The sequence below is a fragment of the Cedecea neteri genome (assembly GCF_000758325.1).
Lineage (GTDB): Bacteria > Pseudomonadota > Gammaproteobacteria > Enterobacterales > Enterobacteriaceae > Cedecea > Cedecea neteri_B.
On the sequence record NZ_CP009459.1, the window covers coordinates 527,472 to 550,663 of the forward strand.

At 56.5% G+C, this 23,192-nt stretch carries 20 protein-coding genes; 11 read left to right on the forward strand and 9 right to left on the reverse strand.

Annotated features, from left to right (window positions below; all coding sequences use genetic code 11):
• Nucleotides 1–4: 4 nt before the first annotated feature.
• Both LH86_RS02485 and LH86_RS02490 read left to right on the forward strand, forming a co-directional pair.
• A complete protein-coding gene (locus LH86_RS02485) occupies nucleotides 5–2,860 on the forward strand; it encodes a valine--tRNA ligase (RefSeq protein ID WP_039298082.1) in 2,856 nt (951 codons plus the stop codon).
• A gap of 108 nt (nucleotides 2,861–2,968) precedes the next feature.
• Entirely contained in the window at nucleotides 2,969–3,490 is a 522-nt protein-coding gene (locus LH86_RS02490) for a GNAT family N-acetyltransferase (protein ID WP_156107002.1), read from the forward strand.
• 21 nt (nucleotides 3,491–3,511) lie between these two features.
• Here the strand turns inward: LH86_RS02490 and LH86_RS02495 are convergent, their stop codons facing one another.
• The 8 genes from LH86_RS02495 to rraB all read right to left on the reverse strand — a co-directional run bounded on the left by LH86_RS02495 (nucleotide 3,512) and on the right by rraB (nucleotide 11,238).
• The gene (locus LH86_RS02495) at nucleotides 3,512–3,964 is read right to left on the reverse strand and encodes a DUF1198 domain-containing protein (protein ID WP_039305867.1); all 453 of its coding nucleotides are present in this window, start codon (nucleotides 3,962–3,964) and stop codon (nucleotides 3,512–3,514) included.
• 155 nt (nucleotides 3,965–4,119) lie between these two features.
• Nucleotides 4,120–5,511, reverse strand: coding sequence for a hexose-6-phosphate:phosphate antiporter (uhpT, locus tag LH86_RS02500; protein WP_039298084.1), 1,392 nt, complete (start codon nucleotides 5,509–5,511; stop codon nucleotides 4,120–4,122).
• Nucleotides 5,512–5,649: 138 nt separating this feature from the next.
• Nucleotides 5,650–6,978, reverse strand: a complete 1,329-nt coding sequence (locus LH86_RS02505; protein ID WP_039298086.1) for an MFS transporter — start codon at nucleotides 6,976–6,978, stop codon at nucleotides 5,650–5,652.
• A gap of 9 nt (nucleotides 6,979–6,987) precedes the next feature.
• Complete coding sequence (gene uhpB, locus LH86_RS02510) at nucleotides 6,988–8,490, reverse strand: signal transduction histidine-protein kinase/phosphatase UhpB (protein WP_039298088.1); 1,503 nt, start codon at nucleotides 8,488–8,490, stop codon at nucleotides 6,988–6,990.
• Nucleotides 8,490–9,080: a transcriptional regulator UhpA gene (gene uhpA / locus LH86_RS02515; RefSeq protein WP_039298090.1), complete on the reverse strand. Its 591-nt coding sequence runs from the start codon at nucleotides 9,078–9,080 to the stop codon at nucleotides 8,490–8,492. The genes uhpB and uhpA overlap by 1 nt, the downstream gene beginning before the upstream one ends.
• 93 nt (nucleotides 9,081–9,173) lie before the next feature.
• Nucleotides 9,174–9,989, reverse strand: coding sequence for a hypothetical protein (locus LH86_RS02520; RefSeq protein WP_039298092.1), 816 nt, complete (start codon nucleotides 9,987–9,989; stop codon nucleotides 9,174–9,176).
• A gap of 11 nt (nucleotides 9,990–10,000) precedes the next feature.
• Nucleotides 10,001–10,762 (reverse strand): tRNA isopentenyl-2-thiomethyl-A-37 hydroxylase MiaE, encoded by a 762-nt coding sequence (miaE, locus tag LH86_RS02525; protein ID WP_039298094.1) that lies wholly within the window; start codon nucleotides 10,760–10,762, stop codon nucleotides 10,001–10,003.
• A gap of 47 nt (nucleotides 10,763–10,809) precedes the next feature.
• Nucleotides 10,810–11,238, reverse strand: a complete 429-nt coding sequence (gene rraB, locus LH86_RS02530) for a ribonuclease E inhibitor RraB (RefSeq protein ID WP_039287986.1) — start codon at nucleotides 11,236–11,238, stop codon at nucleotides 10,810–10,812.
• A 163-nt stretch (nucleotides 11,239–11,401) separates the two neighbouring features.
• Here rraB and argF (LH86_RS02535) point away from each other — a divergent pair, with 163 nt between their 5' ends.
• From argF (LH86_RS02535) to ridA, 9 genes are all read left to right on the forward strand, one after another.
• Entirely contained in the window at nucleotides 11,402–12,406 is a 1,005-nt protein-coding gene (gene argF / locus LH86_RS02535; protein WP_039298096.1) for an ornithine carbamoyltransferase, read from the forward strand.
• A gap of 649 nt (nucleotides 12,407–13,055) precedes the next feature.
• On the forward strand, nucleotides 13,056–14,276 hold the full coding sequence (arcA, locus tag LH86_RS02540; protein ID WP_039298099.1) for an arginine deiminase: 1,221 nt from the start codon (nucleotides 13,056–13,058) through the stop codon (nucleotides 14,274–14,276).
• Between the two features lie 13 nt (nucleotides 14,277–14,289).
• Complete coding sequence (locus LH86_RS02545; protein WP_039298101.1) at nucleotides 14,290–15,204, forward strand: carbamate kinase; 915 nt, start codon at nucleotides 14,290–14,292, stop codon at nucleotides 15,202–15,204.
• 182 nt (nucleotides 15,205–15,386) lie between these two features.
• Nucleotides 15,387–16,391, forward strand: a complete 1,005-nt coding sequence (gene argF, locus LH86_RS02550; protein ID WP_039298102.1) for an ornithine carbamoyltransferase — start codon at nucleotides 15,387–15,389, stop codon at nucleotides 16,389–16,391.
• A gap of 73 nt (nucleotides 16,392–16,464) precedes the next feature.
• Nucleotides 16,465–17,934, forward strand: coding sequence for an arginine-ornithine antiporter (gene arcD, locus LH86_RS02555; protein WP_039298104.1), 1,470 nt, complete (start codon nucleotides 16,465–16,467; stop codon nucleotides 17,932–17,934).
• Nucleotides 17,935–18,091: 157 nt separating this feature from the next.
• Nucleotides 18,092–18,571, forward strand: a complete 480-nt coding sequence (locus LH86_RS02560; RefSeq protein ID WP_039298106.1) for an arginine repressor — start codon at nucleotides 18,092–18,094, stop codon at nucleotides 18,569–18,571.
• 268 nt (nucleotides 18,572–18,839) lie between these two features.
• Nucleotides 18,840–19,772 (forward strand): aspartate carbamoyltransferase, encoded by a 933-nt coding sequence (gene pyrB / locus LH86_RS02565; RefSeq protein ID WP_039288007.1) that lies wholly within the window; start codon nucleotides 18,840–18,842, stop codon nucleotides 19,770–19,772.
• Between the two features lie 16 nt (nucleotides 19,773–19,788).
• Entirely contained in the window at nucleotides 19,789–20,250 is a 462-nt protein-coding gene (gene pyrI / locus LH86_RS02570; protein WP_008454720.1) for an aspartate carbamoyltransferase regulatory subunit, read from the forward strand.
• Nucleotides 20,251–20,322: 72 nt separating this feature from the next.
• Nucleotides 20,323–20,709 (forward strand): 2-iminobutanoate/2-iminopropanoate deaminase, encoded by a 387-nt coding sequence (gene ridA, locus LH86_RS02575; protein ID WP_008454721.1) that lies wholly within the window; start codon nucleotides 20,323–20,325, stop codon nucleotides 20,707–20,709.
• A gap of 51 nt (nucleotides 20,710–20,760) precedes the next feature.
• Here ridA and LH86_RS02580 read toward each other — a convergent pair whose 3' ends face one another.
• Nucleotides 20,761–23,151: a beta-N-acetylhexosaminidase gene (locus LH86_RS02580; protein WP_039298108.1), complete on the reverse strand. Its 2,391-nt coding sequence runs from the start codon at nucleotides 23,149–23,151 to the stop codon at nucleotides 20,761–20,763.
• Nucleotides 23,152–23,192: the final 41 nt, after the last annotated feature.

Genomic DNA, 23,192 nt, shown 5'->3' on the forward strand with positions numbered 1-23,192 from the left:
GACAATGGAAAAGACATATAACCCGCAAGATATCGAACAGCCGCTTTACGAGCACTGGGAACAGCAGGGCTACTTCAAACCGAATGGCGACACCAGCCAGGAAAGCTTCTGCATCATGATCCCACCGCCGAACGTCACCGGCAGTTTGCATATGGGTCACGCCTTCCAGCAAACCATCATGGACACCATGATCCGTTACCAGCGTATGCAGGGCAAAAACACCCTGTGGCAGGCGGGCACCGACCACGCCGGTATCGCAACGCAGATGGTTGTAGAACGTAAAATCGCCGCCGAAGAAGGCAAAACCCGCCACGATTACGGCCGCGATGCGTTCATCGACAAAATCTGGCAGTGGAAGGCAGAATCCGGCGGCACCATTACCCGTCAGATGCGTCGTCTCGGTAACTCCGTAGACTGGGAGCGCGAGCGCTTCACCATGGACGAAGGCCTGTCCAACGCGGTGAAAGAAGTGTTCGTCCGTCTCTATAAAGAAGACCTGATTTACCGCGGCAAGCGCCTGGTCAACTGGGACCCGAAACTACGTACCGCGATTTCCGACCTCGAAGTTGAAAACCGTGAGTCCAAAGGCTCCATGTGGCACCTGCGCTACCCGCTGGCCGACGGCGCTAAAACCGCGGACGGGAAAGATTACCTGATCGTCGCCACCACCCGCCCGGAAACCGTTCTCGGTGATACCGGCGTGGCCGTTAACCCGGAAGATCCACGTTATAAAGACCTGATTGGTAAATTCGTGGTACTGCCGCTGGTTAACCGCCGCATTCCTATCGTGGGCGACGAGCACGCGGACATGGAAAAAGGCACCGGCTGCGTGAAAATCACCCCGGCGCACGACTTTAACGACTACGAAGTTGGCCGCCGCCATCAGTTGCCAATGATCAACATCCTGACCTTCGACGGGGATATCCGTGAAGCGGCAGAAGTGTTCGATACCAACGGCGAAGAATCCACCGTTTACGCCTCCGACATCCCGGCTGAATTCCAGAAACTGGAGCGCTTTGCAGCACGTAAAGCCGTGGTCGCGAAGTTCGACGAAATGGGCCTGCTGGATGAAATCAAACCCCACGACCTGACCGTGCCTTACGGCGACCGTGGCGGCGTGGTTATTGAGCCAATGCTGACCGACCAGTGGTACGTGCGTACCGCCCCGCTGGCAAAAGTGGCGGTAGAAGCCGTTGAGCAGGGCGACATCCAGTTCGTGCCTAAGCAGTATGAAAACATGTACTTCTCCTGGATGCGCGATATTCAGGACTGGTGTATCTCCCGTCAGCTGTGGTGGGGTCACCGTATCCCGGCCTGGTACGACGCGGAAGGCAACGTGTACGTAGGCCGCAACGAAGCTGAAGTTCGCGCCGAAAACAACCTGGGTGCCGACGTGGCGTTGAACCAGGACGAAGACGTGCTGGACACCTGGTTCTCCTCTGGCCTGTGGACCTTCTCCACCCTGGGCTGGCCGGAAAACACCGAAGCGCTGCGCACCTTCCACCCGACCAGCGTTATGGTCAGCGGCTTCGACATCATCTTCTTCTGGATTGCCCGCATGATCATGCTGACCATGCACTTCATCAAAGATGAAGACGGCAAGCCGCAGGTGCCGTTTAAGACCGTCTACATGACCGGCCTTATTCGCGATGACGAAGGCCAGAAGATGTCCAAATCCAAAGGCAACGTTATCGACCCACTGGACATGGTGGACGGCATCTCTCTGGAAGATCTTCTGGAGAAACGTACCGGCAACATGATGCAGCCGCAGCTGGCGGAGAAAATCCGCAAGCGCACCGAAAAACAGTTCCCGAACGGCATCGAGCCGCACGGCACCGACGCCCTGCGCTTCACCCTGGCGGCGCTGGCCTCTACCGGCCGCGACATCAACTGGGACATGAAGCGCCTGGAAGGCTACCGCAACTTCTGTAACAAACTTTGGAACGCCAGCCGCTTCGTGCTGATGAACACCGAAGAGCAGGATTACGGCTTCAACGGCGGCGAAATGGTGCTGTCTCTGGCCGATCGCTGGATCCTGGCCGAGTTCAACCGCACCGTGAAAGCCTACCGTGAAGCGCTGGACAGCTACCGCTTCGACATCGCCGCCAACATCCTGTACGAGTTCACCTGGAACCAGTTCTGTGACTGGTATCTGGAGCTGACCAAGCCGGTTATGAACGGCGGTTCTGAAGCGGAACTGCGCGGCACCCGCAATACGCTGGTGAACGTGCTGGAAGGTCTGCTGCGCCTGGCGCACCCGATCATTCCATTCATCACCGAAACCATCTGGCAGCGCGTGAAAGTGCTCAAGGGCATTACCGCAGACACCATCATGCTGCAGGCATTCCCGGCCTACGATGCGTCTCAGGTTGATGAAGCGGCCTTCGCAGACACTGAATGGCTGAAGGACGTGATCACCGCGGTGCGTAACATTCGCGCCGAGATGAACATAGCCCCAAGCAAACGTCTGGACGTACTGCTGCGCGGCTGCAGCGAAGAAGCGATTCGTCGCGTGAGCGAAAACCGCACCTTCCTGCAGAACCTGGCTCGTCTGGAAAGCATCACCATCCTGCCAGTCGATGACAAAGGTCCGGTTTCCGTGACCAAGATTATCGACGGCGCAGAGCTGTTGATCCCGATGGCCGGTCTGGTAGATAAAGCCGCTGAGATCGAGCGTCTGGCGAAAGAAGTGGCGAAGATCGAAATAGAAATCGGCAAGATCGAAGGCAAACTGTCCAACGAAGGCTTTGTCGCCCGTGCACCGGCTGACGTTGTCGCCAAAGAGCGTGAGCGTCTCGAAGGCTTTGCCGACGCCAAATCGAAGCTGATTGAGCAGCAGGCCGTAATCGCCGCGCTGTAATCAGCCCCAGGCATAACTCGCCCCGCACTTCGGTGTGGGGCGTTTTTTATGCAGCTTGCGCCCTCCGTAATGAAGTGCTATTAACTGCTTTTATCCTTCCCTAAGCCTATGAGTCACATGATGAACACCACAGCCCCGGTTGATGTGAAGCTCCAGCTGCGCCGGATCGCTGCCGAAGATAATTCGGCTATCGCCCGGGTTATTCGCCAGGTGTCCGCCGAATACGGCCTGACCGCCGATAAAGGCTACACCGTTGCCGACCCGAATCTTGACGAGCTTTATCAGCTCTACAGCCAGCCAGGCCATGCGTACTGGGTGGTAGAAATCAACGGCGAAGTGGTGGGAGGCGGCGGCGTGGCGCCGTTATCGTGTAGCGAGCCAGACATTTGTGAACTGCAGAAAATGTATTTCCTGCCGGTGGTCCGCGGCAAAGGCTTAGCCAAGAAACTGGCGCTACAGGCGCTGGATCACGCCCGGGCTCAGGGCTTCAAGCGTTGTTACCTGGAAACCACCGCGTTTCTGAAAGAAGCCGTTGGGCTATACGAACATTTAGGCTTTGAGCATATTCCCGCCCCACTCGGCTGCACCGGCCATGTGGATTGCGAAGTCACCATGCTCAAAACCCTGTAATTCTCTGTGAAATGGCGGGCATCAGTGCAGCCAGTGCACGCCATCTTCAGGCTGGAAGTAGCCGTTATAGCGCATCTGAAAAGCCGTGATCTCCGGCTTCTCTGGCTCCATTTCTCGTAAAAACCCCTGCGCCAGGCGAACCTGAGCGTCGGTTATCGGCGTGGCAAGCCGGGCCTTTTGCAGCCGCCGGTACCACTGCTGGATATTTTGATCGCTGCCGTCGACAATCACCATCTGCCAAATCAGCAAAACCTGCGCCGCATTTTGCAGATGGGACTCATCCGGGCGGTGCAAATACTGTAAAAACGCGTCTCCCTGCGTTTTCCCCATTTGATCGATCATCGATTCAACCGGCACCACGTCGATCCCCAGGCGCTCACTCAGCCGCCGAATCGCCCGCCGTGAATCCGACGTCAACACCCGAAAGCCGACAATAAACACTACGCAAAGCGTGGCTAACATAATCCAAATCATGAAGTTAAATACCCGGCAGCTGAACGGCAATTTGCTATTAATGAATGCCGGGCAGTATAGCGCAATCACTTTTCCTGGTAATGCCTCGCGCCGGCGTTAATCGCAGGCAAAAAAAAGCCCGGCGTTATGCCGGGCTGGAACAGTTCAAAATGCACTTAAGCGATGTTCAGTTGCTGGATCTTCTTCTCGCGGCGAATTTTTCGCTCTTCAAACACGGCAACGATGGCCATCAGCACGATACAGCCGATTGCGGCGGCGTCCAGGGCAGCGAACGTACCTGCCCAGCCAGTGAGGCCGAAGATTGGCGTCCCGTCGGCAATCATCCCCAGCCCCAGCTTGGCGAAGCTGTCGCCGATCAGGTAAGCGAAGGTACCTTTGATGCCGTCCGCCGCGCCGATAGCTTTCTTAGGCACGAAGCCAACTGCCGCCACGCCGATCAGCAGCTGCGGACCGAAGACCAGGAAACCAAGGGCAAACAGCGAAGCCAGGTAAACGTACTGGTTGCTCGCATGCTGGTACACGCCCAGCGTAGCGATGATCAATGCCAGCGCTACGCAGGCCACCAAAGCACGACGGCCGTTGGCAAGATCAGACAGCCAGCCCCACAGCAGCGTACCAACCAGCGCGCCCACTTCAAACAGGGTGAAGCCCTGAATCGCCACTTCTTTGGAGAGTTTCAGCTCCTGGAAAGCATACACGGTGGACCACTGGTCGATGCCGATGCGCACCACGTACAGGAAGATGTTGGAGAAGCACAGCAGCCAGATCACTTTGTTTTTCAGCACGTACTCAACAAAGATCTGCCATTTGGTCATTGAATTGTCTTCGGCTTCTTTGTCTTCTTCGCTGACCTCTTCGCCAAACAGCTCTTCGGCGGTGCCGAGGCCGTAGGACTCAGGGGAATCGCTGCCGTAGCGCAGGGCAATAAAGCCGACAATCAGGGCGATAACGGACGGGAAGATAAACATCCCGATAACGTGGCCATTAAACAGGTAGTTAGCGCCAAACAGGGCCACACCGGCCGCGCCTGCGCCGCCGAGATTGTGGGAGATGTTCCACATGCCCAGGTAGCTGCCGCGCTTGCGGCGCGGTGTCCATTTGGTAATGGTCGAGTAGCTGCACGACCCGCCGGTGCTCTGGAAGAAACCGCTCAGGGCGTAGAAGGCAATCATCAGGAACAGGCTTACCGAGCCTGCGCCCATGCTGGCGCTGAAGCCGAGCATACAGATAGCGGAAAGGATCAGCATAAACGGCAGGAACTGCTTGGTGTTCTTCCCGTCTGCGTAATAGGAAACCAGGGTTTTGCCCACGCCATAGGTAATGGAGAAACCGAGGCCGATCATCCCCAGCTGCGTCATGCTCAGCCCGTAGGTGGAGATCATGTCGTTCTGGGCGATGTTAAAATTTTTGCGGATCAGGTACATCGTCAGGTAGCCAATAAACACCACCAGATACGACTGCATGAACGGTTTGAACCACATTTTTCGCCGCACTTCGAGCGGCAGATCCAGGGTGGGCTTACGCACCTGGTTTAGAAAGGCCAGCATGGATGACTCCTGATTTGAATACCTGCTTAATGGCAGGCATTGTAAAAATCAGCGAGCAAACTGGCCTGAGACAGCGTCCAGGCCGAACCGGGAAAATTTCTTAGTTTTGCCCTTTATGGCGCAAAAGGGTGAGGAGTATCACGCTTCGTTAGCTTCGCGCGGGGCCTGGGCGTTCAAGAACGGCAGCAGCAGCAAAGCCGATATCCCGGCGGCAATTGCGATCACGGCAAAGAAGCCGCTCCAGTGCCAGATGTCGATCACCCGAGCCAGCGGCCAGCCGGAAAGCGACGCGCCGAGGTAGGCAAACAGCCCGACAAACCCCGTTGCCGCGCCCGCCGCCTCTTTGTGCGAGCATTCTGCCGCCGCCATGCCAATCAGCATCTGCGGCCCAAACACGAAGAAACCGGTGGTAAAGAAACAGGCCGCCTGCATCACGTAGCTGGCAAAGGGCATCAGCCATAGCGAGCCCACGGAAAGCAGAATGCCTGCCGCGAAGATCAAGTTCATCGGGCCGCGGTTGCCGTTGAACAGTTTGTCCGAGCCCCAGCCCGCCACCAGTGCACCAATAAACCCGCCCAGTTCAAACATGGTCACCGCTGAGTTGGCGGTCACCAGCCCGACGCCGAGCGTTTCGGACATATAAAGATTGCCCCAGTCGTTGATCGCCGCCCGCACTACATACACCAGCACGTAGCACAGAGAGAGCAGCCAGATGTAAGGGTTAACCAGCACATACTTGTAGAGGATTTCTTTGCGCGTCAGCCCCGCACCTTCCTGCTGCTGAGCGATCTCCAGGGCATCATGCTGCCAGTCACCCACCGCCGGTAAGCCCACGGTTTGCGGCCTGTCGCGCAGCCGCCAGCAGAGGAATAACCCGGCGATAATCGCCAGGCCTCCGGCAATCATCATCCCGACACGCCAGCCGTACTGCAAAGCCGCAGCGCCCATGATGATCGGGATTAGCGCCCCGCCCACGTTGTGTGCCGTGTTCCAGACGGCCCACCAGCCGCCGCGCTCGCTGCGGGAATACCACGCCGTCAGCAGGCGGGCGCAAACCGGCGATCCCCAGCCCTGGAAAAAGGCGTTCAGCGCCCACAGCAGCGCAAACGCCCACAGCGAGGTCGAGAAACCAAACAGAATATTTACGATGCCGGTAGCAATCAGCCCGATGCCCATAAAGTAGCGGGCATTGGAAAAGTCGCTGACAATCCCGGAGAAGAATTTCGACAGGCCGTAGGTGATGTAAAACAGCGTCGCCAGCAGGCCGATATCGGTGCGCTCCATCACGCCAGTGGCGAGGATTTCCGGCGCGGCGGCGTTAAAGCTTTTGCGGGTAAAGTAAAACAGCGCGTAGCCGAGCCAGATGGTAATCAGGATATGGCGACGCCAGTAGCGGTAGCGGGCATCAATTTCACTTTTGTCGCTAAGCGGCGCGGCACTTGCCGGGACTTTTAAAAAACTGAACATGCTCGCCCCTCAGGCATAACGCAATGGCAGGCTGACGCTGACGCGCGTGCCGTGAGTACAGGAGATTGCGAACGTACCGCCCAGCGCCGTCACGCGCTCACGCATGCCGGTTAGCCCAAAGCCCTGCTGCCCGGAACCCGGCGGCAAACCGCTGCCGTCATCTTCAATGACCAGCATCAGCCGCTCGTCATGCTGCCAGCCCTGGAGCGTTACCGCGCTGGCGCTGGCGTGTTTCACGATGTTATTGAGCCCTTCCTGGCAAACGCGGAACAGCGTCACGCGCTGCCCCTCGCTAAGCAGAGGTTCATCGATTTGCCAGTTGATGTGGCCGACGATGCCGCGGCTTTCCAGCTCCATTTCGCGCATCAGGGAACGTATCGCCTGCTCGAGCGTTAAATCATCCAGCTGGCGCGGGCGTAATCGCCCCAGCAGGCGGCGAACGGAGTCATAAACCCCCAGCGAAAGCTGTTCGATATGCGCCCCGCTGCGCTTAACTCCTTCACTTTCTGGCGCCAGCCGCTGCACGATCCCGGCCTGGGTGCGGATCGCCGTAATGGTCTGCCCAATGTCGTCATGCAGTTCCCGCGCAACTTCCCGCCGCACGCTTTCTTCTGTTTCCAGCAGACGTTCGGCCAGGCGGCGATTGCGCGCCAGCTCGGTTTGCAAAGACTGGTTCAGTTCACGCAGACGCTGGATCCCCGCGCCCAGCAGCAACCCGGTCAGGCTTTGAGCCAGCAGCGACAGCAGAAGATCCACCGGATGATCGTGCCAGGTCTGGCTGGCGATCAGCGCGATGGCGTTCATCAGGGTGGCAATCAGCGCTCCCTGCCAGCCATAGTGCCAGGCCAGGGCGATAATCGGCAGCGCCAGGCAGAACGGCGTAAAGCGGGAGAGTTCGGCAGGTAACCCCAGCTGCAGCCAGAGGCTGACGGCGAACAGCAGCAAATACCAAATCAGATGCCGCCCGCGCCAGTTGACCGGCTGGGAAACCAGCGCCGGGCCGAGGGGCTGCCAGACGGTGCTGGTCAGATAGTGCCAGAGCACCAGACAGGTCGGCGCCAGGGTTAGCCCACCGGTCAGGGTTAGCAGCAGCGCATTCAGGGCATCACTGCCCTGGTTCAGCCACGGCAGCGACTGCAGCAAAGCAGCCGCGATAAGCGCCGCCCCCTGCCGTAGCAAGGTTCGCCAGTCGCGCTGATGGCGATAGCGGGAAATCAGCGCCACAGGCAGGACGGTGAGCACCCCGCCCAGCATTAACAGCGGCAGATGCGCCAGCGCCACTTCCTGGGCAAGCCAGAAAAGCATCAGCCACTCCGCCCCCAGCAGAACCGGCCAGTAGCCGCGCGGGCATTGCAGCATCAGCCCTAAGCGCAATCCAAAAGGAAACAGCAGTACCGCCAGCTCAGGCCGCTCCACCAGGTGCAGGCTGATGCTCCACAGGCAAAACCAGCCGGCGGAAAAGATAAAGAAACTGGCGATAACGGCGATCAGCCGCGAGAAGAAAGGCCGCATTACCAACCGTCAAACAGGCGTCGCGCCAGCGCCACATCGTTGCTGACATCGAGCTTTTCCATCAGGTTAGCGCGGTGTACGTGTACGGTCTTCGGCGACAGACCCAGTTCGGTGGCAATCTCTTTGACCGCCATGCCCTGCGCCAGTTTTTCCGCCACCTGCCGCTCGCGCTTCGTCAACGGATCCTGCCGCCCGGCGGCCAGCTTCATGGCAATGTCCGGCGTCAGGTAGCACCCACCCGTCGCCACCGTGCGCACGGCAGCAATCAGTTCGTCGGGGCTGCAGCGCTTGGATAAAAAGCCCCGCGCGCCAGCGTTCAGCGCCTGCTCCACCAGCGCCGGGCTGTCGTGCACCGACAGCATGATGATCGCCATCCCTTTCGGCAACTGGCCTAGCAGCTCGAGCCCGGAAATGTCCGGCATCGAAATATCGCAGATACACACCTGCACGCCCTGCCCCGGCAGCCCGGCCAGCGCCTCGCGCCCGGAGCCAAACTCGGCCACGACCTGGAAATCCGCCTCCAGCCCAAGAAGTTGGGCAAAGCCGGAGCGGACGATAAGGTGGTCGTCGATAAGGGCGATAGCGGTCATGATGCTTTCCAGGAAGGTAAAAAACGCGCTTACCTTAGCGATAAGCGCGTAGCTGTTCAAGCCTTAAGCGATTTCGAACGCTATCTCTACGGGTTATTCCTGCGCAACCGACAGGCGAATGATCCCGGCCGCGCGGGCCGGAGGCAGCTGCAGAACGTTGCGCCACAGCTCCTGAACCTGGTTACAGACCAGCCCCTCTTTGCCCACCGCTTTATGCGGGTCCGACATAAGCTGGAGGTCGCTCCCGTAGCGCTTAGTCAATTGCTGCACGATGGGCTGAATGTCTTTGCGGGCCTGCTCGCGCTCGGCGTCAGTGACGGTGTGTTTGTCTGCACCGTAAGCGGAACGCATCATCGCCGCATCCACCTGCATGCGGCGCATCGTCACATCCTTAGGCAGAATTTTCGTGGAGTTGATGCCGCCCTTCACGTCCGGGAACATGAATCGGAAACAGGCGTCGTCGCTGGATTTTTGCACCATCGCCGTTTGCTGCATATTTACCTGCATAAACGCCACAACGTTGTCGTCCGTCGCGCTTTGCAGGCGCTTCGTCTCCACGGCGAGGATCTGCGGCTGGATGGTGTCGATCACTTCTTGCTCGGTTTTCCCCTGCTGGTGCATCTCAACCGCCTGCTGGCGAATGGACATCCACAGCGCGGGCTCTTGTTCTTTCAGCACCTGGTAAACCGGCATCTGGGCCATCGCATCATCCAGCCCAGCCAGTTCCTGCCCGGCCCGTTCGCGAGGGATAAGGTATTTTACGTCAAAGATGTTCCACGCCATGATGGCAACCAGCGCAATGGCCACCGCGCCCGCTTTGCCGACCCAGCCCTTCTTGCGAAATACCGCTACCACCGCGGCGATCACCGCCCCGATATAGCCTGCAACAATGACGTGGGTCCAGTTCATGGTACATCCTTCTACTCTGCGGGTACGCCGCTGTGGAAACGAAACTCGTCGTCATGACTTTGGATAAGTCCGGCCTCAACCTTGCCAAAGAAACGAACGCGTTCACTGATATCGCCCCCGGCAATCTGTTCCGCCAGGGTTAAATAATCCTGATAATGACGCGCCTCAGAACGCAGCAGCGACAGGTAAAAACGCTGTAATTCATCATCCAGGTGCGGCGCCAGCGCGGCAAATCGTTCACAGGATCGCGCTTCAATGTAAGCCCCGCAGATAAGCTTATCGACCAGCATCAGCGGTTCATGAGTGCGAGTTTCACTCAGTAAACCTTTAGCGTAGCGGCTGGCGGTGATTTTGGCGTACGGGATGTTACGGGCAATCATAATTTCCCGCACCTGCCAAAAATGGTGCAGCTCTTCTTTGATCAGCAGCACCATGCTGTCGATAAGCTGCTGCCCCCAGCCGTTTGCCGTTTTCGGCATGATGCTTTTGCTCAACCCTTTGTGGAGCGAGAGAAAATCTGGTTCCTCGCCGTCGCGGAAGGTAAAGGCTTCATAAGGCTGCAGCCAGGCGAGCAGCGCCTGAGCACTCTCTTTATCGGCAACGTATTTGCGGATCAGCAGCATCGCGGTTTGCGCGGCTTTCAGCTCGCACACCATGTGGTCGGTTAGCAGCAGCGGCAGATTTTCCGGGCGGCGGGCTTTATAAATCCACGCTTCGGGCGTTGGGCACTGCAGGAATTGGGTAATCGGGGAGAGGAGTTGCTGGTAGTCCATGAGGTATCCTGAAGCGCAGCGGCTGAACGCCGCTGCACCGCTGACTTTTAGTGACGAACGCCGTCGTCGTCTTCGTCCTGATATTCGTCGTCTTCGTCGCCTTCCTCACCCTCTTCGCCGTTCGGGTCTTCGAAGTAGGTGCCCCAGCCGTCGTATTCCACGCCGAATTTCTCTGCCAGGTTCAGCAGTTGTTCAACCTGGGCACCGATCAGTTCAGCATTCAGCGCGCATTCGCTCAGAATGTCGCAGCAGATGACGGTATCGCCCTCTTCCACTTCCAGCTCTTCCGGGTCAGTCACTTCATAACCCAGCTTGAATGCTTCAACGGCGGCTTTCTCCAGCGTCTCAAAATCATCCGCAGAAAGGTGGTGTTCGATGGTGTACAGCGCGTCCGGGTCGCTCCCGTCGTCCAGCAGTTCTTCAATAATTAAACGTGTTTCTTCGCGCTGTTCTTCCAGCTGTTCTGGATTTGCCATGGCCCTTTCCTCAAATGTGTCGGCAGATACTCTCATTTTCACACACGCCGGGGTTTGCCTCCACCTTTCACCGCAAAGTTTTAACACTCGGGGTTGCAATTGAATATTCATACATATAAATTGAATTTTAATTCAATAAAGGTTTGCGCCATGCGAGGAAAAAATGAGTCACTTCTATCAGAAAAACTTTCTTAAGCTGCTCGATTTTACCCCTGCCCAACTGAACGAATTGCTGGTCCTTTCTGCTAAGCTGAAAAGTGACAAGAAAAAAGGAACAGAAATTCAGCATCTTACCGGCAAAAACATTGCGCTCATCTTCGAAAAAGATTCGACTCGTACTCGTTGCTCTTTCGAAGTTGCCGCTTACGACCAGGGCGCACGCGTCACTTATCTCGGCCCAAGCGGTAGCCAGATTGGGCATAAAGAATCAATTAAAGATACCGCTCGCGTGCTGGGGCGCATTTATGACGGCATTCAGTACCGCGGCTACGGCCAGGATATCGTCGAAACTCTTGCCGGCTATGCTGGCGTACCGGTGTGGAATGGCCTGACCAACGAATATCACCCGACCCAGCTGCTGGCGGATTTACTCACCATGCAGGAGCACCTGCCGGGTAAAAACCTGAATGAGATGACGCTGGTGTACGCCGGGGATGCGCGGAACAACATGGGTAATTCCATGCTGGAAGCCGCCGCGCTGACCGGGCTGGATTTGCGCCTGCTAGCGCCTAAAGCCTGCTGGCCGGATGAAAAGCTGGTGGCCGAATGCAAAGCCATGGCCGAAAAGACAGGCGGGAAAATCACTCTAACCGAAGACGTTGCCACGGGCGTTAAAGGGGCGGATTTCATCTATACCGACGTCTGGGTTTCGATGGGCGAAGCCAAAGAGAAGTGGGCCGAACGTATCGCCCTGCTGCGCCCTTATCAGGTCAACAGTGCCATGCTGGCATTAACCGGTAACCCTCAGGTCAAATTCCTGCACTGCCTGCCGGCGTTTCACGACGATCAAACCACGTTGGGTAAACAAATGGCGCTGGAGTTCGATCTGCACGGCGGCATGGAAGTCACCGACGAAGTTTTTGAATCCTCCCACAGCGTGGTGTTTGACCAGGCTGAGAACCGGATGCACACCATCAAGGCCGTGATGGTCGCCACGCTGGCAAACTAGTTTCTTCGCTCCCAGGGCTTCTCCTGGCCCCTCGGCGGCTTTCCGCCCGAGGGGTTTTCTTTTCTCACGCCTGGTTATTACTAAAAATGTTGCACGTCTGATGCACGTCCAGCATTTTTTATGCACTAAAAGGACATAACCTCATCTCCCTCTCTGTTTAAAGCTCACACAACAGGCTGTTTTTATTAAGATAAAAAGAATAAATCCACTGCGCTCACAGTTTGCATTCGCGGCATTCATACCAAAATACAAATAACTATTTTTCCGTGAACTTATCTTCACGGCATTAAACAGATTCCATAATGAATAACCATGCAAACAGAGAATAAAAAACAATTATAATCAATATATTACGACATTCACCTTTAGGAATAAACTTACATATTTTTAACACTCAAAAATAATTAAAAACGATTTTTCATATAATTATGCATTCATTACCCTCAGTTAAATTACCGTTCTCTGACGGTCATCAATTAATACTAAAACAAATAAAAACCACCTTGAGCCCGTGATAAATCTCACATTAAATGGTTGTGAAGAAATTAATATTCGCCACGAAGACAATTTAACAGGTTATTAAAATCGCGACGCAATATTCATTGCGCCAATGGCACTTCTATCTCCGAATTAATGCAAAGGAATAGTCATGGACAAACATTATGTCGGTTCCGAAATAGGTCAATTACGCAGCGTGATGCTGCACCGTCCAAACCTCAGCCTGAAAAGACTTACCCCTTCAAACTGTCAGGAATTATTATTTGACGATGTGCTTTCCGTTGAGCGCGCCGGTGAAGAGCACGACGTTTTTGCCAATACCCTGCGCGGCCAGGGCGTGGAAGTTCTGCTGCTAACCGACCTGCTGACGCAGACGCTGGACGTCAGCGATGCCAAGGTCTGGCTGCTGAATACTCAGATTTCTGACTATCGTCTTGGGCCAGCATTCGCTTCGGACGTTCGCGGCTGGCTGGCCGATATGCCGCATCGCGAACTCGCCCGTCGCCTTTCCGGCGGGCTGACCTACGGGGAAATTCCGACGCACATTAAAAATATGGTCGTGGATATTCATGCCACAACAGATTTTATTATGAAGCCGCTCCCAAACCATTTATTTACCCGAGATACTTCCTGCTGGATTTATAACGGCGTCTCTATTAACCCAATGGCAAAAGCCGCTCGCCAGCGCGAAACAAATAATTTGAGGGCAATTTATCGCTGGCACCCGACATTCACTGACGGAAAATTCATTAAGTATTACGGCGACGAAAATATTAATTACGATCACGCCACGCTGGAAGGCGGGGACGTATTAGTTATTGGCCGAGGCGCGGTATTAATTGGCATGTCCGAACGAACTACGCCTCAGGGCATTGAGTTCCTCGCTGAATCATTATTCAGGCATCAACAGGCAACGCGCGTGATTGCCGTTGAGCTACCGAAGCACCGCTCCTGCATGCACCTCGATACCGTCATGACCCATCTCGATCTCGACACTTTCTCCGTTTACCCGGAAGTCGTCCGCAAAGATGTGCAGTGCTGGACGTTAAGCCCTGACGGCCACGGCGGCATCAAACGCCATCAGGAAACTAGCCTGGTGAACGCTATCGAAAAAGCGCTGGGTATCGATCAGGTCAAGCTCATCACCACCGGCGGCGATGCCTTTGAGGCCGAGCGCGAACAGTGGAACGACGCCAACAACGTGCTAACCGTTCGCCCCGGTGTGGTCATCGGCTACGAACGCAATATCTGGACCAACGAGAAATACGACAAAGCCGGGATCACCGTACTGCCTATTCCGGGCGATGAACTGGGACGCGGGCGCGGCGGCGCACGCTGCATGAGCTGCCCGCTGGAACGTGACGGTATTTAAGGGAGGAAAGCATATGCAACAGAAACCTACCCTGGTGGTGGCGCTCGGCGGAAATGCCCTGCTGAAGCGCGGTGAGCCGCTGGAAGCCGACCTGCAGCGTAAAAATATTGAGCTGGCGGCAAAAACTATCGCCCAGCTTACCCATGCGTGGCGCGTGGTGCTTGTGCACGGCAACGGCCCGCAGGTCGGCCTGCTGGCCCTGCAAAACAGCGCCTACCAAAACGTAAGTCCTTATCCGCTGGACGTTCTCGGCGCTGAGAGCCAGGGAATGATCGGCTACATGCTGCAGCAGGCGCTGAAAAATAACCTGCCTGATCGCGAAGTCAGCGTGCTGCTGACTCAGGTGGAAGTTGATCCGCAGGATCCGGCCTTTAGCAATCCGACCAAGTATATCGGCCCGGTGTACAGCAAGGAGCAGGCGGATGCCCTTGTGCGTGACAAAGGCTGGTCGGTAAAAGCTGATGGCCAGTATTTCCGCCGCGTGGTGCCGTCCCCACAGCCTAAACGCATCGTTGAAAGTGATGCCATTACCGCGCTTATCCAGCGTGACCATCTGGTCATCTGCAACGGCGGCGGCGGCGTGCCGGTGGTGGAGAAAGCCGACGGCTACCACGGGATTGAAGCCGTCATTGATAAGGATCTTTCCGCCGCATTGCTGGCCCGCCAGATAGAGGCCGACGCGCTGCTGATCCTCACCGACGCAGACGCCGTTTATCTCAACTGGGGCACGCCAGCGCAGCGTCCGCTCACCAGCGTGACGCCAGCCGAGCTTGAAAGTATGAGCTTCGATGCAGGCTCGATGGGGCCAAAAGTGTCCGCCTGCAGCCGCTTTGTCGCCAGCTGTCACGGTATCGCCGGGATAGGTGCGCTGGAGGACGGCCCGGCAATTCTGGCTGGCGAAAAGGGCACGTTAATTCGGGAGCCGTGAAAGCCCCCTCCCCCTAACCCTCTCCCCCTGGGGGAGAGAGGATAAAAAGGCATCGCGCTTCCCCTCCATTTCGGGGGAGGGACAAAAAAACGAAACAGAATTACCAGCATTTCCCCCTCTCCCTTTCAGGGAGAGGGCCGGGGTGAGGGTAAAAAGATCTTCTCATTCAAAGGATAACGAAAATGACTATCAACCTAAAAAACCGCAATTTTCTGAAACTCCTCGACTTCAAACCGGCAGAAATTCAGTACCTCATCGACCTTGCCCGTGAACTGAAAGCCGCCAAACAGACCGGCACTGAGAAAAAAACGCTATGCGGTAAAAACATCGCGCTGATCTTCGAGAAAACCTCCACCCGTACCCGCTGCGCCTTTGAAGTTGCCGCGTTTGACCAGGGCGCGCTGGTGACGTATCTGGGGCCAAGCGGCTCGCAAATCGGCCATAAAGAATCCATGAAAGATACCGCCCGCGTGCTGGGGCGGATGTACGACGGGATTGAATATCGTGGCTATGGCCAGGACATTGTCGAAGAGCTGGGGGAATACGCTGGCGTGCCGGTGTGGAACGGGCTGACCAATGAATTTCACCCGACCCAGATCCTCGCCGACCTGATGACCATGCTGGAGCACGCCCCGGGTAAAAAACTGCAGGATCTCTCCTTCGCTTATCTCGGCGATGCCCGTAACAACATGGGCAATTCCCTGATGGTGGGCGCAGCCAAAATGGGCATGGATATTCGTCTTGTCGCGCCGAAAGCCTTCTGGCCTGAAGCGACGCTGGTCGAGCAATGCCGCGCCATCGCCAAAGAAAGCGGCGGCCGCATCATGCTGACGGACAGCGTGGAAGAAGGCGTTGCGGGCGTAGATTTCCTCTACACGGACGTTTGGGTTTCGATGGGCGAACCCAAAGAAGCCTGGGCCGAACGCGTAAGCATCATGACGCCTTACCAGATTAACCAGAACGTCCTCAACGCGACCGGTAACCCGAACGTCAAGTTCATGCATTGCCTGCCCGCCTTCCACAACGAACACACCAAAGTCGGCAAAGAGATCGAAGAAACCTACGGCCTGAAAGGGCTGGAGGTGACCGAAGAAGTCTTTGAGTCAAAACACTCCATTGTCTTCGACGAAGCCGAAAACCGCATGCACACCATTAAAGCCGTAATGGTCGCCACGCTCGGCGCGTAACGCTGTCGGGCAGTGGGACCCCCTCGCTGCCCGTATTGCCCTTGTGCTGCTTCGCGCAGCGGGAGAAAAGGAAATGGCCGATGTTACCCATGAAGGTGCCACAGACACCTCCACAAGCAGTGAAAGAAAGCTCGGACTCAGCGCGCTGGTCGCGCTGGTAATAGGATCGATGATTGGCGGGGGCGTTTTCAGCCTGCCGCAAAACTTTGCTTCGGTAGCCTCACCCGGAGCATTGCTGATCGGCTGGGCTATCACCGGCGTCGGTATGCTTTGCCTGGCGTTTATTTATCAGAATCTCAGCGCTCGCTGCCCGGATCTTGACGGCGGCGTTTACAGCTATGCCCGGGCCGGGTTTGGCGACTTTATTGGCTTCCAGTCCGCCTGGGGCTACTGGTTCTCCGCCTGGCTCGGGAACGTCTCTTACGCGGTGCTGCTGTTCAGCGCCATGAGCTTTTTCATCCCGGTGTTTGGCGACGGAAACAACCTGCCGTCGATTATCGGCGCCTCCATCGTGCTTTGGTTAGTTCATGCCCTGGTGCTTCGAGGAGTCCGTGAAGCCGCCTATATCAACACAATTCTTACCGTGGTGAAGGTCATTATCCTGCTGGTCTTTATTGTCGCGGTGTTGATTGCCTTCCGCATTGGCGTGTTCACTGCGGATTTCTGGGGCCGCATGATGCTGGTCGAAGGCTCACGCCCTGAAATTTTCGATCAGGTGAAAAACACCATGCTGGTCACCACCTGGGTATTTATCGGCATTGAAGGGGCAACCGTTGTTTCCGCCCGTGCTGCAAAACGTGAGGATATCGGTAAGGCGACGGTAATTGGTCTGCTGGGCGCGCTGGCGATTTACGTGCTGGTCAGCGTGCTGTCGATGGGGATCCTCGATCAGGCCGCTCTGGCCGGGCTGAAGAATCCTTCAATGGCTGGCGTGCTGGAAAGCGTGGTCGGGCCGTGGGGAGCGAAGTTCGTTGCCGGAGGCGTGATTCTGTCCGTAGCCGGAGCGCTACTGGCCTGGACGCTGTTTGCCGCAGAATTACCCCGCGTCGCGGCGATTGACGGCATTTTCCCTAAAATTTTCGCCAAAGAGAACGCCCGCCATTCGCCTTCGTTTTCACTGTGGATCACCAATGGCTTAATTCAACTCTTCCTGATCCTCACCTTGTTCTACGCCGCTGGCTACCAGGCGCTGTTCTCCATTGCCACGGCGGCCATTTTACCTCCGTATCTGTTCAGCGCGGCCTACGGGCTGAAGCTGGCCTGGACCGGGGAGCGTTATGGACAGGGGGAATCACGCACCGGCGGCATAGTGCTTGGCCTGATTGCAACGGCTTACGGCTTCTGGCTTTGCTACGCCGCAGGCGATTCGATGTTGCTGAGCTCGCTGTTATTCACCCCGGGCATTCTGGTGTTCCTGTGGCAGAAAAAAACCCAGGGCCAGCCGCTGCTGAAAAGCTATGAACTGGCGATTGCCGTGGCCATTCTGGCTTTAGCCGCATGGACATTAAAACAGGTCATTAATGGAAATCTACAGATAGCCTGACGCCATTAACGCCACAATCGTGGCGTTAAACGCTTTATATCCATCCATTAGCGACATTTTAAAGAGGTAAATTAATAAAAATCATTTCTATCAATAAATTACGTTCATCAACCGTGCAATGAAAACGCACCGGCCATCACAGGAGTGTATAAAGATCATGAGGACATCCCGCCTCTCGTTTGAGAAAGAGCAGCGCCAGCTTGAACTGTGCCAACAGCTCATCAGCCACAAGAGTTATCACTCCCAGGAGCAACTGCGCCATGACCTGAAACAGCACGGCTTCGAAGCCATCAGCCAGTCCACCGTCTCCCGCCTGCTCAAGCTGCTGGGCGTTATAAAATTACGCAATGCTAAAGGGCAAAAAATCTATGCTCTTAGCCCGCAGACTTTGCCTCAGCCCAACGCGGCTCGTTCGGTGGCTGAAATGGTGCTAAGCATTGAGCACAACAGTGAATTTGTCATGGTACATACGGTGTCAGGCTACGGCAAAGCGATAGCGAAAATTCTCGATCATCACGCCATCGCCGAGATTTTGGGCGTGGTCGCCGGGAGCAGCGTGGTCTGGATTGCGCCGCGTGAAGTCCAAAAAACGCCGCTGGTGCATCGGCGTATCATGCGGATGCTGGGCCAGGCATAAATGCACCGCAACCGATTGCAGCGCCCCTGAAAAAGTGTGATTTTAGCGCTTGCAGAGAACACCCACGCGCGTATAATGCGCCACAATTTGCCGGGAGGAAGCATGGTTTACTGTGTTCAAAAAAATGTCGCAGCTCGACGTCTGAAAGCAGACGCGGCAGGGCGTTTTTCTTCCCGTTGCACCGTCGAATTTCTAAATTCCCAAATTGCTAAGGCCCCTCGTTGAGGGGCCTTTTTTTTGCCCGTCGGCCCGAGAACAGGAGAGAAGCATGACTAACCCGCTCTATAAAAAACACATCATTTCCATCAATGATCTCAGTCGTGAAGAACTTGAACTGGTGCTGGCGACCGCGGCAAAGCTAAAAGCGAACCCACAGCCGGAGTTGTTGAAGCACAAAGTTATCGCCAGCTGCTTCTTTGAAGCGTCGACCCGAACCCGCCTCTCTTTTGAAACCTCCATCCACCGTCTGGGCGCATCCGTGGTGGGTTTCTCCGACAGCAGCAACACTTCGCTGGGCAAGAAAGGCGAGACGCTGGCGGATACCATCTCCGTCATCAGTACCTACGTGGACGCCATCGTGATGCGTCATCCGCAGGAAGGTGCGGCTCGCCTGGCCACCGAATTTTCCGGTGAGATCCCGGTGCTGAACGCCGGTGACGGCGCGAACCAGCACCCAACCCAAACCCTGCTGGATTTGTTCACCATTCAGGAAACTCAGGGCCGCCTGGAGAACCTGAATATCGCCATGGTCGGTGACCTGAAATATGGCCGCACCGTACATTCGCTGGCCCAGGCGCTGGCGAAGTTCAACGGCAACCGTTTCTACTTCATCGCGCCACCCGCGCTGGCGATGCCGCAGTACATTCTCGACATGCTGGATGAAAAAGGCATTGCCTGGAGCCGCCATGAGTCTATCGACGAAGTGGTGGGTGAGCTGGACATTCTGTACATGACCCGCGTGCAGAAAGAGCGCCTGGACCCGTCTGAGTACGCCAACGTTAAGGCACAGTTTATCCTGCGCGCCGCCGACCTGACCGGGGCACGCGGCAACATGAAAGTGCTGCACCCACTGCCGCGCGTGGATGAGATCACCACCGACGTAGACAGCACGCCGCATGCCTGGTACTTCCAGCAGGCCGGGAACGGTATTTTTGCTCGCCAGGCGCTGCTGGCGCTGGTGTTGAATCGCGAACTGGTTTAAGTGAGAGGACAAGAAGATGACGCACGATAATAAATTACAGGTTGAAGCCATCAAGCGCGGCACCGTTATCGACCACATTCCGGCTCAGGTTGGCTTTAAGCTGCTGACCCTGTTCCAGCTGACCGAAACCGACCAGCGGATTACCATCGGCCTGAATTTACCGTCCCGCGAGCTGGGCCGCAAAGATCTGATCAAAATTGAAAATACCTTCCTGACCGATGAGCAGGTGAACCAGCTGGCGCTGTACGCCCCGCACGCCACGGTGAACCGCATCGACGAATACGAAGTCGTCGGCAAAAGCACCCCAAGCCTGCCGGATCGCATCGAGAAAGTGCTGCTGTGCCCGAACACCAACTGCATCAGCCACAACGAGCCGGTGGCTTCTTCGTTCGCCGTGAAACAGCGCGCCGACGATATCAGCCTGAAGTGCAAGTATTGCGAGAAAGAGTTCGCTCGCCACGTGGTTCTGGTAGATTAACGGCGACTAATGACAAGCCACTCCCCGTCCCTATAATGGGCGGGAGTTTATATCCAATACTAAGGAGAAAGTATGTCACGTACGCTTAGCACGGAAAATGCACCGGCCGCTATCGGTCCTTATGTTCAGGGTGTCGATCTCGGGAGCATGATCATCACTTCCGGGCAGATCCCGGTGAACCCAAAAACCGGTGAAGTGCCGGAAGACGTAGCCGCTCAGGCTCGTCAGTCCCTGGAAAACGTGAAGGCTATCGTTGAGTCCGCGGGTCTGAAAGTGGGCGACATCGTGAAAACTACCGTGTTTGTGAAAGACCTGAACGATTTCGCGACCGTGAACGCCACCTACGAAGCCTTCTTCAACGAACATAATGCGACCTTCCCGGCTCGCTCCTGCGTTGAAGTAGCTCGTCTGCCGAAAGACGTAAAAATCGAAATCGAAGCTATCGCCGTTCGTCGCTAGTTCGCCGCCGCGCTTTGCTTCTGGCCCCGCTTTCACGGGGCCATTTTCTGCTTACTTCACGACAGCCCGCAGCAGTTTTTCCAGCGGATACACCGCCGCAATCACCACTTCATCACGAGTCTGAGCCGCAGCATCCAGCTGAGTTTGAATGGCTTTCAGCTCGTCATCGCTGAGCGATCCTTGTTTCGCCACCAAATCCGTCAGCCTTAAGCCCAGCCCGGCGAGCTTGTCCACGTCTTCGGCAACCGGCTTGAGTGGTTTTAGCACGTAGTTGCCGTCGATCAGCGCCAGCACGTCCGGGGTATTGTTTTGCCAGCGGGTGAAGATATGGCGCAGCGCTTCCGCACTGTTCCCGTCTTCCCTGTCGGCAATCAGCTTATCTACCCAACCGTTAATCGCCCTGACCTGCCCACTTTCCGCCCCAAGCGCATCGGCAAAGCGGTTCAGCGGCTCAAAGTGGTTGTAATTCCCGGCCTGGAATTTCAGGTGCTGGCGCGTGTAATACTGAGCTGGTTCAATGGCCTGGGCCAAAATTTGCAGCGGCATGATCTCCGGCGTACCGGCCAGACGAGTGAGCTGCGTAACGGATTCGGTGTGCTGGCGCAGGCCAACGGACACCGTGGACCAGGCATCAATGGCCTGCATACGCTGGTACATGTTGTCCACGTCGGTGACGTCTTTAGCCGACCACAGCCGCTCGGCCACGGCAAAGGTACGCGGCCAGAGCTTGATGTCCAGCAGCGGGGAGATCACGTTTTCCGCCCACAGCGCCGCTTCACCGCCGAGGATATTGCTCATCTGCGCTTCGGTTGGCACTACAGGCTGTTTGCCGTCCGGGATGCCTTCGAGCTTCTGCCCGGTCGCCGGATAGCGCACGTTGCCTACCAGGAAGTAGCCGTTCAGCTTGTCGTTTTCCAGCGTCACCACCGGGCGCGTTTCTCCCATCCAGGTATCCACCGTGAAGGTCACCTGAGTCGGGTTCAGCCATTTTATGTCGTGAACTGCGCGGCGGGACTTGCCCTTGAAGTCGATAAAGCCGCGCCAGCCGCCGTCGCTTTTCACCAGCGTAAAGCTGCCTTCTACCGCGCTGCCTTTCAGGCGAGGCATGCTGAAGAACCAGCTCTGTGCGCTGTCGGCTTCGCGGATGTGATCCACATTGTTTAACCCAACCGGCAGGACTTCATTGCGGTAGTGGTAGGCGGTGGACTGCGGCTGGTCGAGGTAAAAGCCCGTGGACAGAATGCCTTTGTAGCCGTTGGCCGCGATCGCCCCCAGCGAATCCTGCCCCTGCCAGGACTGGATCAAAATGTTCTTCGGCAGATCCGGGTGATAAATCTCGTCCCAGCCCATCATCTGGCGCTTATGTTTCTCGAGGATCTTTTCCAGCCGCTGGTTGAAGTACGTTTGCAGCGCGTGGGAGTCGGCCAGGTTGTGCTGCTTCATGAATTGCTGGATGGCGGCGTTTTCTTTCCATTGGGTATCATCCACCTCATCGCCGCCGATATGCAAGTAACTGTCGGGGAAAATGGCGGTAACTTCGCCAATCAGCGTATCGACAAATTTATAGGCCGCTTCGTTAGCCGGATTCAGCAGCGGCTTCAGAACGCCCCAGTTGTGCTCCATCTGGTATGGGCCCGGCGCGCTCATCAGTTCCGGGTAAGCGACAGCCAGCGCTGAGCCGTGGCCCGGCAGGTCGATTTCCGGCACCACGCGAATGCCCAGCGAGGTGGCATAGCGTACCACCTGCTTCATTTGCGCCTGGGTGTAGAACTGCCCGTCGCTCGCCAGCTGCTGCAGCTTCGGATAATGGGTCGATGCAAAGCGCCAGCCCTGATCGTCCGTCAGGTGCCAGTGGAAGACGTTCAGCTTGGCGGCGGCCATCCCATCCAGCTGACGCAGAATGTCGTTCACCGGCATAAAATGGCGGGCCGAATCAAGCAGCAGCCCGCGCCACGGGAAACGCGGGACATCTTTGATGTCTACATAAGGAATCGACGTGTTTTGCGGGCCATTTTGAATCAGCTGCAGCACGGTCTCCATGCCGCGCATCGCGCCAAACCGCGTGTTAGCGGTGAGCTTCACGCCGTCTGCCGTCACGCTTAAGGCATAGCTTTCGTCGCTGTCTGCTTCAGGCAGCGGATCAACGGCTTGTTTGATTTGAATAGCAATCGTGGGTTTTGCCGGCTGCGCAGCCGCGGGCTGAAGCTGCCACCCGGTTTGCAGGCTGATACGCTGCCGCCAGCGATCAATGGCCCCGTCGAGCTTATCGCCGCTAATGGCGATAGAAACGGCGTTAGTCAGCGGCAGGCTGCCCTGGGTGGCCGGGAGTTCGACCTGCTGCGGCCAGGGCATTAACGGGAGATCCCCTGCGGGAGCGGCCTGCGCCTGGCAGGCAACGGCGATACCTGCGGCCAGCAGGCTGAAACGAAGCGATTTGAACATAGATAATCCTTTCACGTGACGGGCCAGAAAACAGCAAAAAC

What these genes read in the sequence shown, in the direction of transcription:
- LH86_RS02485 (WP_039298082.1), top strand. Translation starts at nt 5, where the DNA reads ATGGAAAAGACATATAACCCGCAAGATATCGAACAGCCGCTTTACGAG.
- LH86_RS02490 (WP_156107002.1), top strand. Translation starts at nt 2,969, where the DNA reads ATGAGTCACATGATGAACACCACAGCCCCGGTTGATGTGAAGCTCCAG.
- LH86_RS02495 (WP_039305867.1), bottom strand. Translation starts at nt 3,964, where the DNA reads ATGATTTGGATTATGTTAGCCACGCTTTGCGTAGTGTTTATTGTCGGC.
- uhpT (WP_039298084.1), bottom strand. Translation starts at nt 5,511, where the DNA reads ATGCTGGCCTTTCTAAACCAGGTGCGTAAGCCCACCCTGGATCTGCCG.
- LH86_RS02505 (WP_039298086.1), bottom strand. Translation starts at nt 6,978, where the DNA reads ATGTTCAGTTTTTTAAAAGTCCCGGCAAGTGCCGCGCCGCTTAGCGAC.
- uhpB (WP_039298088.1), bottom strand. Translation starts at nt 8,490, where the DNA reads ATGCGGCCTTTCTTCTCGCGGCTGATCGCCGTTATCGCCAGTTTCTTT.
- uhpA (WP_039298090.1), bottom strand. Translation starts at nt 9,080, where the DNA reads ATGACCGCTATCGCCCTTATCGACGACCACCTTATCGTCCGCTCCGGC.
- LH86_RS02520 (WP_039298092.1), bottom strand. Translation starts at nt 9,989, where the DNA reads ATGAACTGGACCCACGTCATTGTTGCAGGCTATATCGGGGCGGTGATC.
- miaE (WP_039298094.1), bottom strand. Translation starts at nt 10,762, where the DNA reads ATGGACTACCAGCAACTCCTCTCCCCGATTACCCAATTCCTGCAGTGC.
- rraB (WP_039287986.1), bottom strand. Translation starts at nt 11,238, where the DNA reads ATGGCAAATCCAGAACAGCTGGAAGAACAGCGCGAAGAAACACGTTTA.
- argF (WP_039298096.1), top strand. Translation starts at nt 11,402, where the DNA reads ATGAGTCACTTCTATCAGAAAAACTTTCTTAAGCTGCTCGATTTTACC.
- arcA (WP_039298099.1), top strand. Translation starts at nt 13,056, where the DNA reads ATGGACAAACATTATGTCGGTTCCGAAATAGGTCAATTACGCAGCGTG.
- LH86_RS02545 (WP_039298101.1), top strand. Translation starts at nt 14,290, where the DNA reads ATGCAACAGAAACCTACCCTGGTGGTGGCGCTCGGCGGAAATGCCCTG.
- argF (WP_039298102.1), top strand. Translation starts at nt 15,387, where the DNA reads ATGACTATCAACCTAAAAAACCGCAATTTTCTGAAACTCCTCGACTTC.
- arcD (WP_039298104.1), top strand. Translation starts at nt 16,465, where the DNA reads ATGGCCGATGTTACCCATGAAGGTGCCACAGACACCTCCACAAGCAGT.
- LH86_RS02560 (WP_039298106.1), top strand. Translation starts at nt 18,092, where the DNA reads ATGAGGACATCCCGCCTCTCGTTTGAGAAAGAGCAGCGCCAGCTTGAA.
- pyrB (WP_039288007.1), top strand. Translation starts at nt 18,840, where the DNA reads ATGACTAACCCGCTCTATAAAAAACACATCATTTCCATCAATGATCTC.
- pyrI (WP_008454720.1), top strand. Translation starts at nt 19,789, where the DNA reads ATGACGCACGATAATAAATTACAGGTTGAAGCCATCAAGCGCGGCACC.
- ridA (WP_008454721.1), top strand. Translation starts at nt 20,323, where the DNA reads ATGTCACGTACGCTTAGCACGGAAAATGCACCGGCCGCTATCGGTCCT.
- LH86_RS02580 (WP_039298108.1), bottom strand. Translation starts at nt 23,151, where the DNA reads ATGTTCAAATCGCTTCGTTTCAGCCTGCTGGCCGCAGGTATCGCCGTT.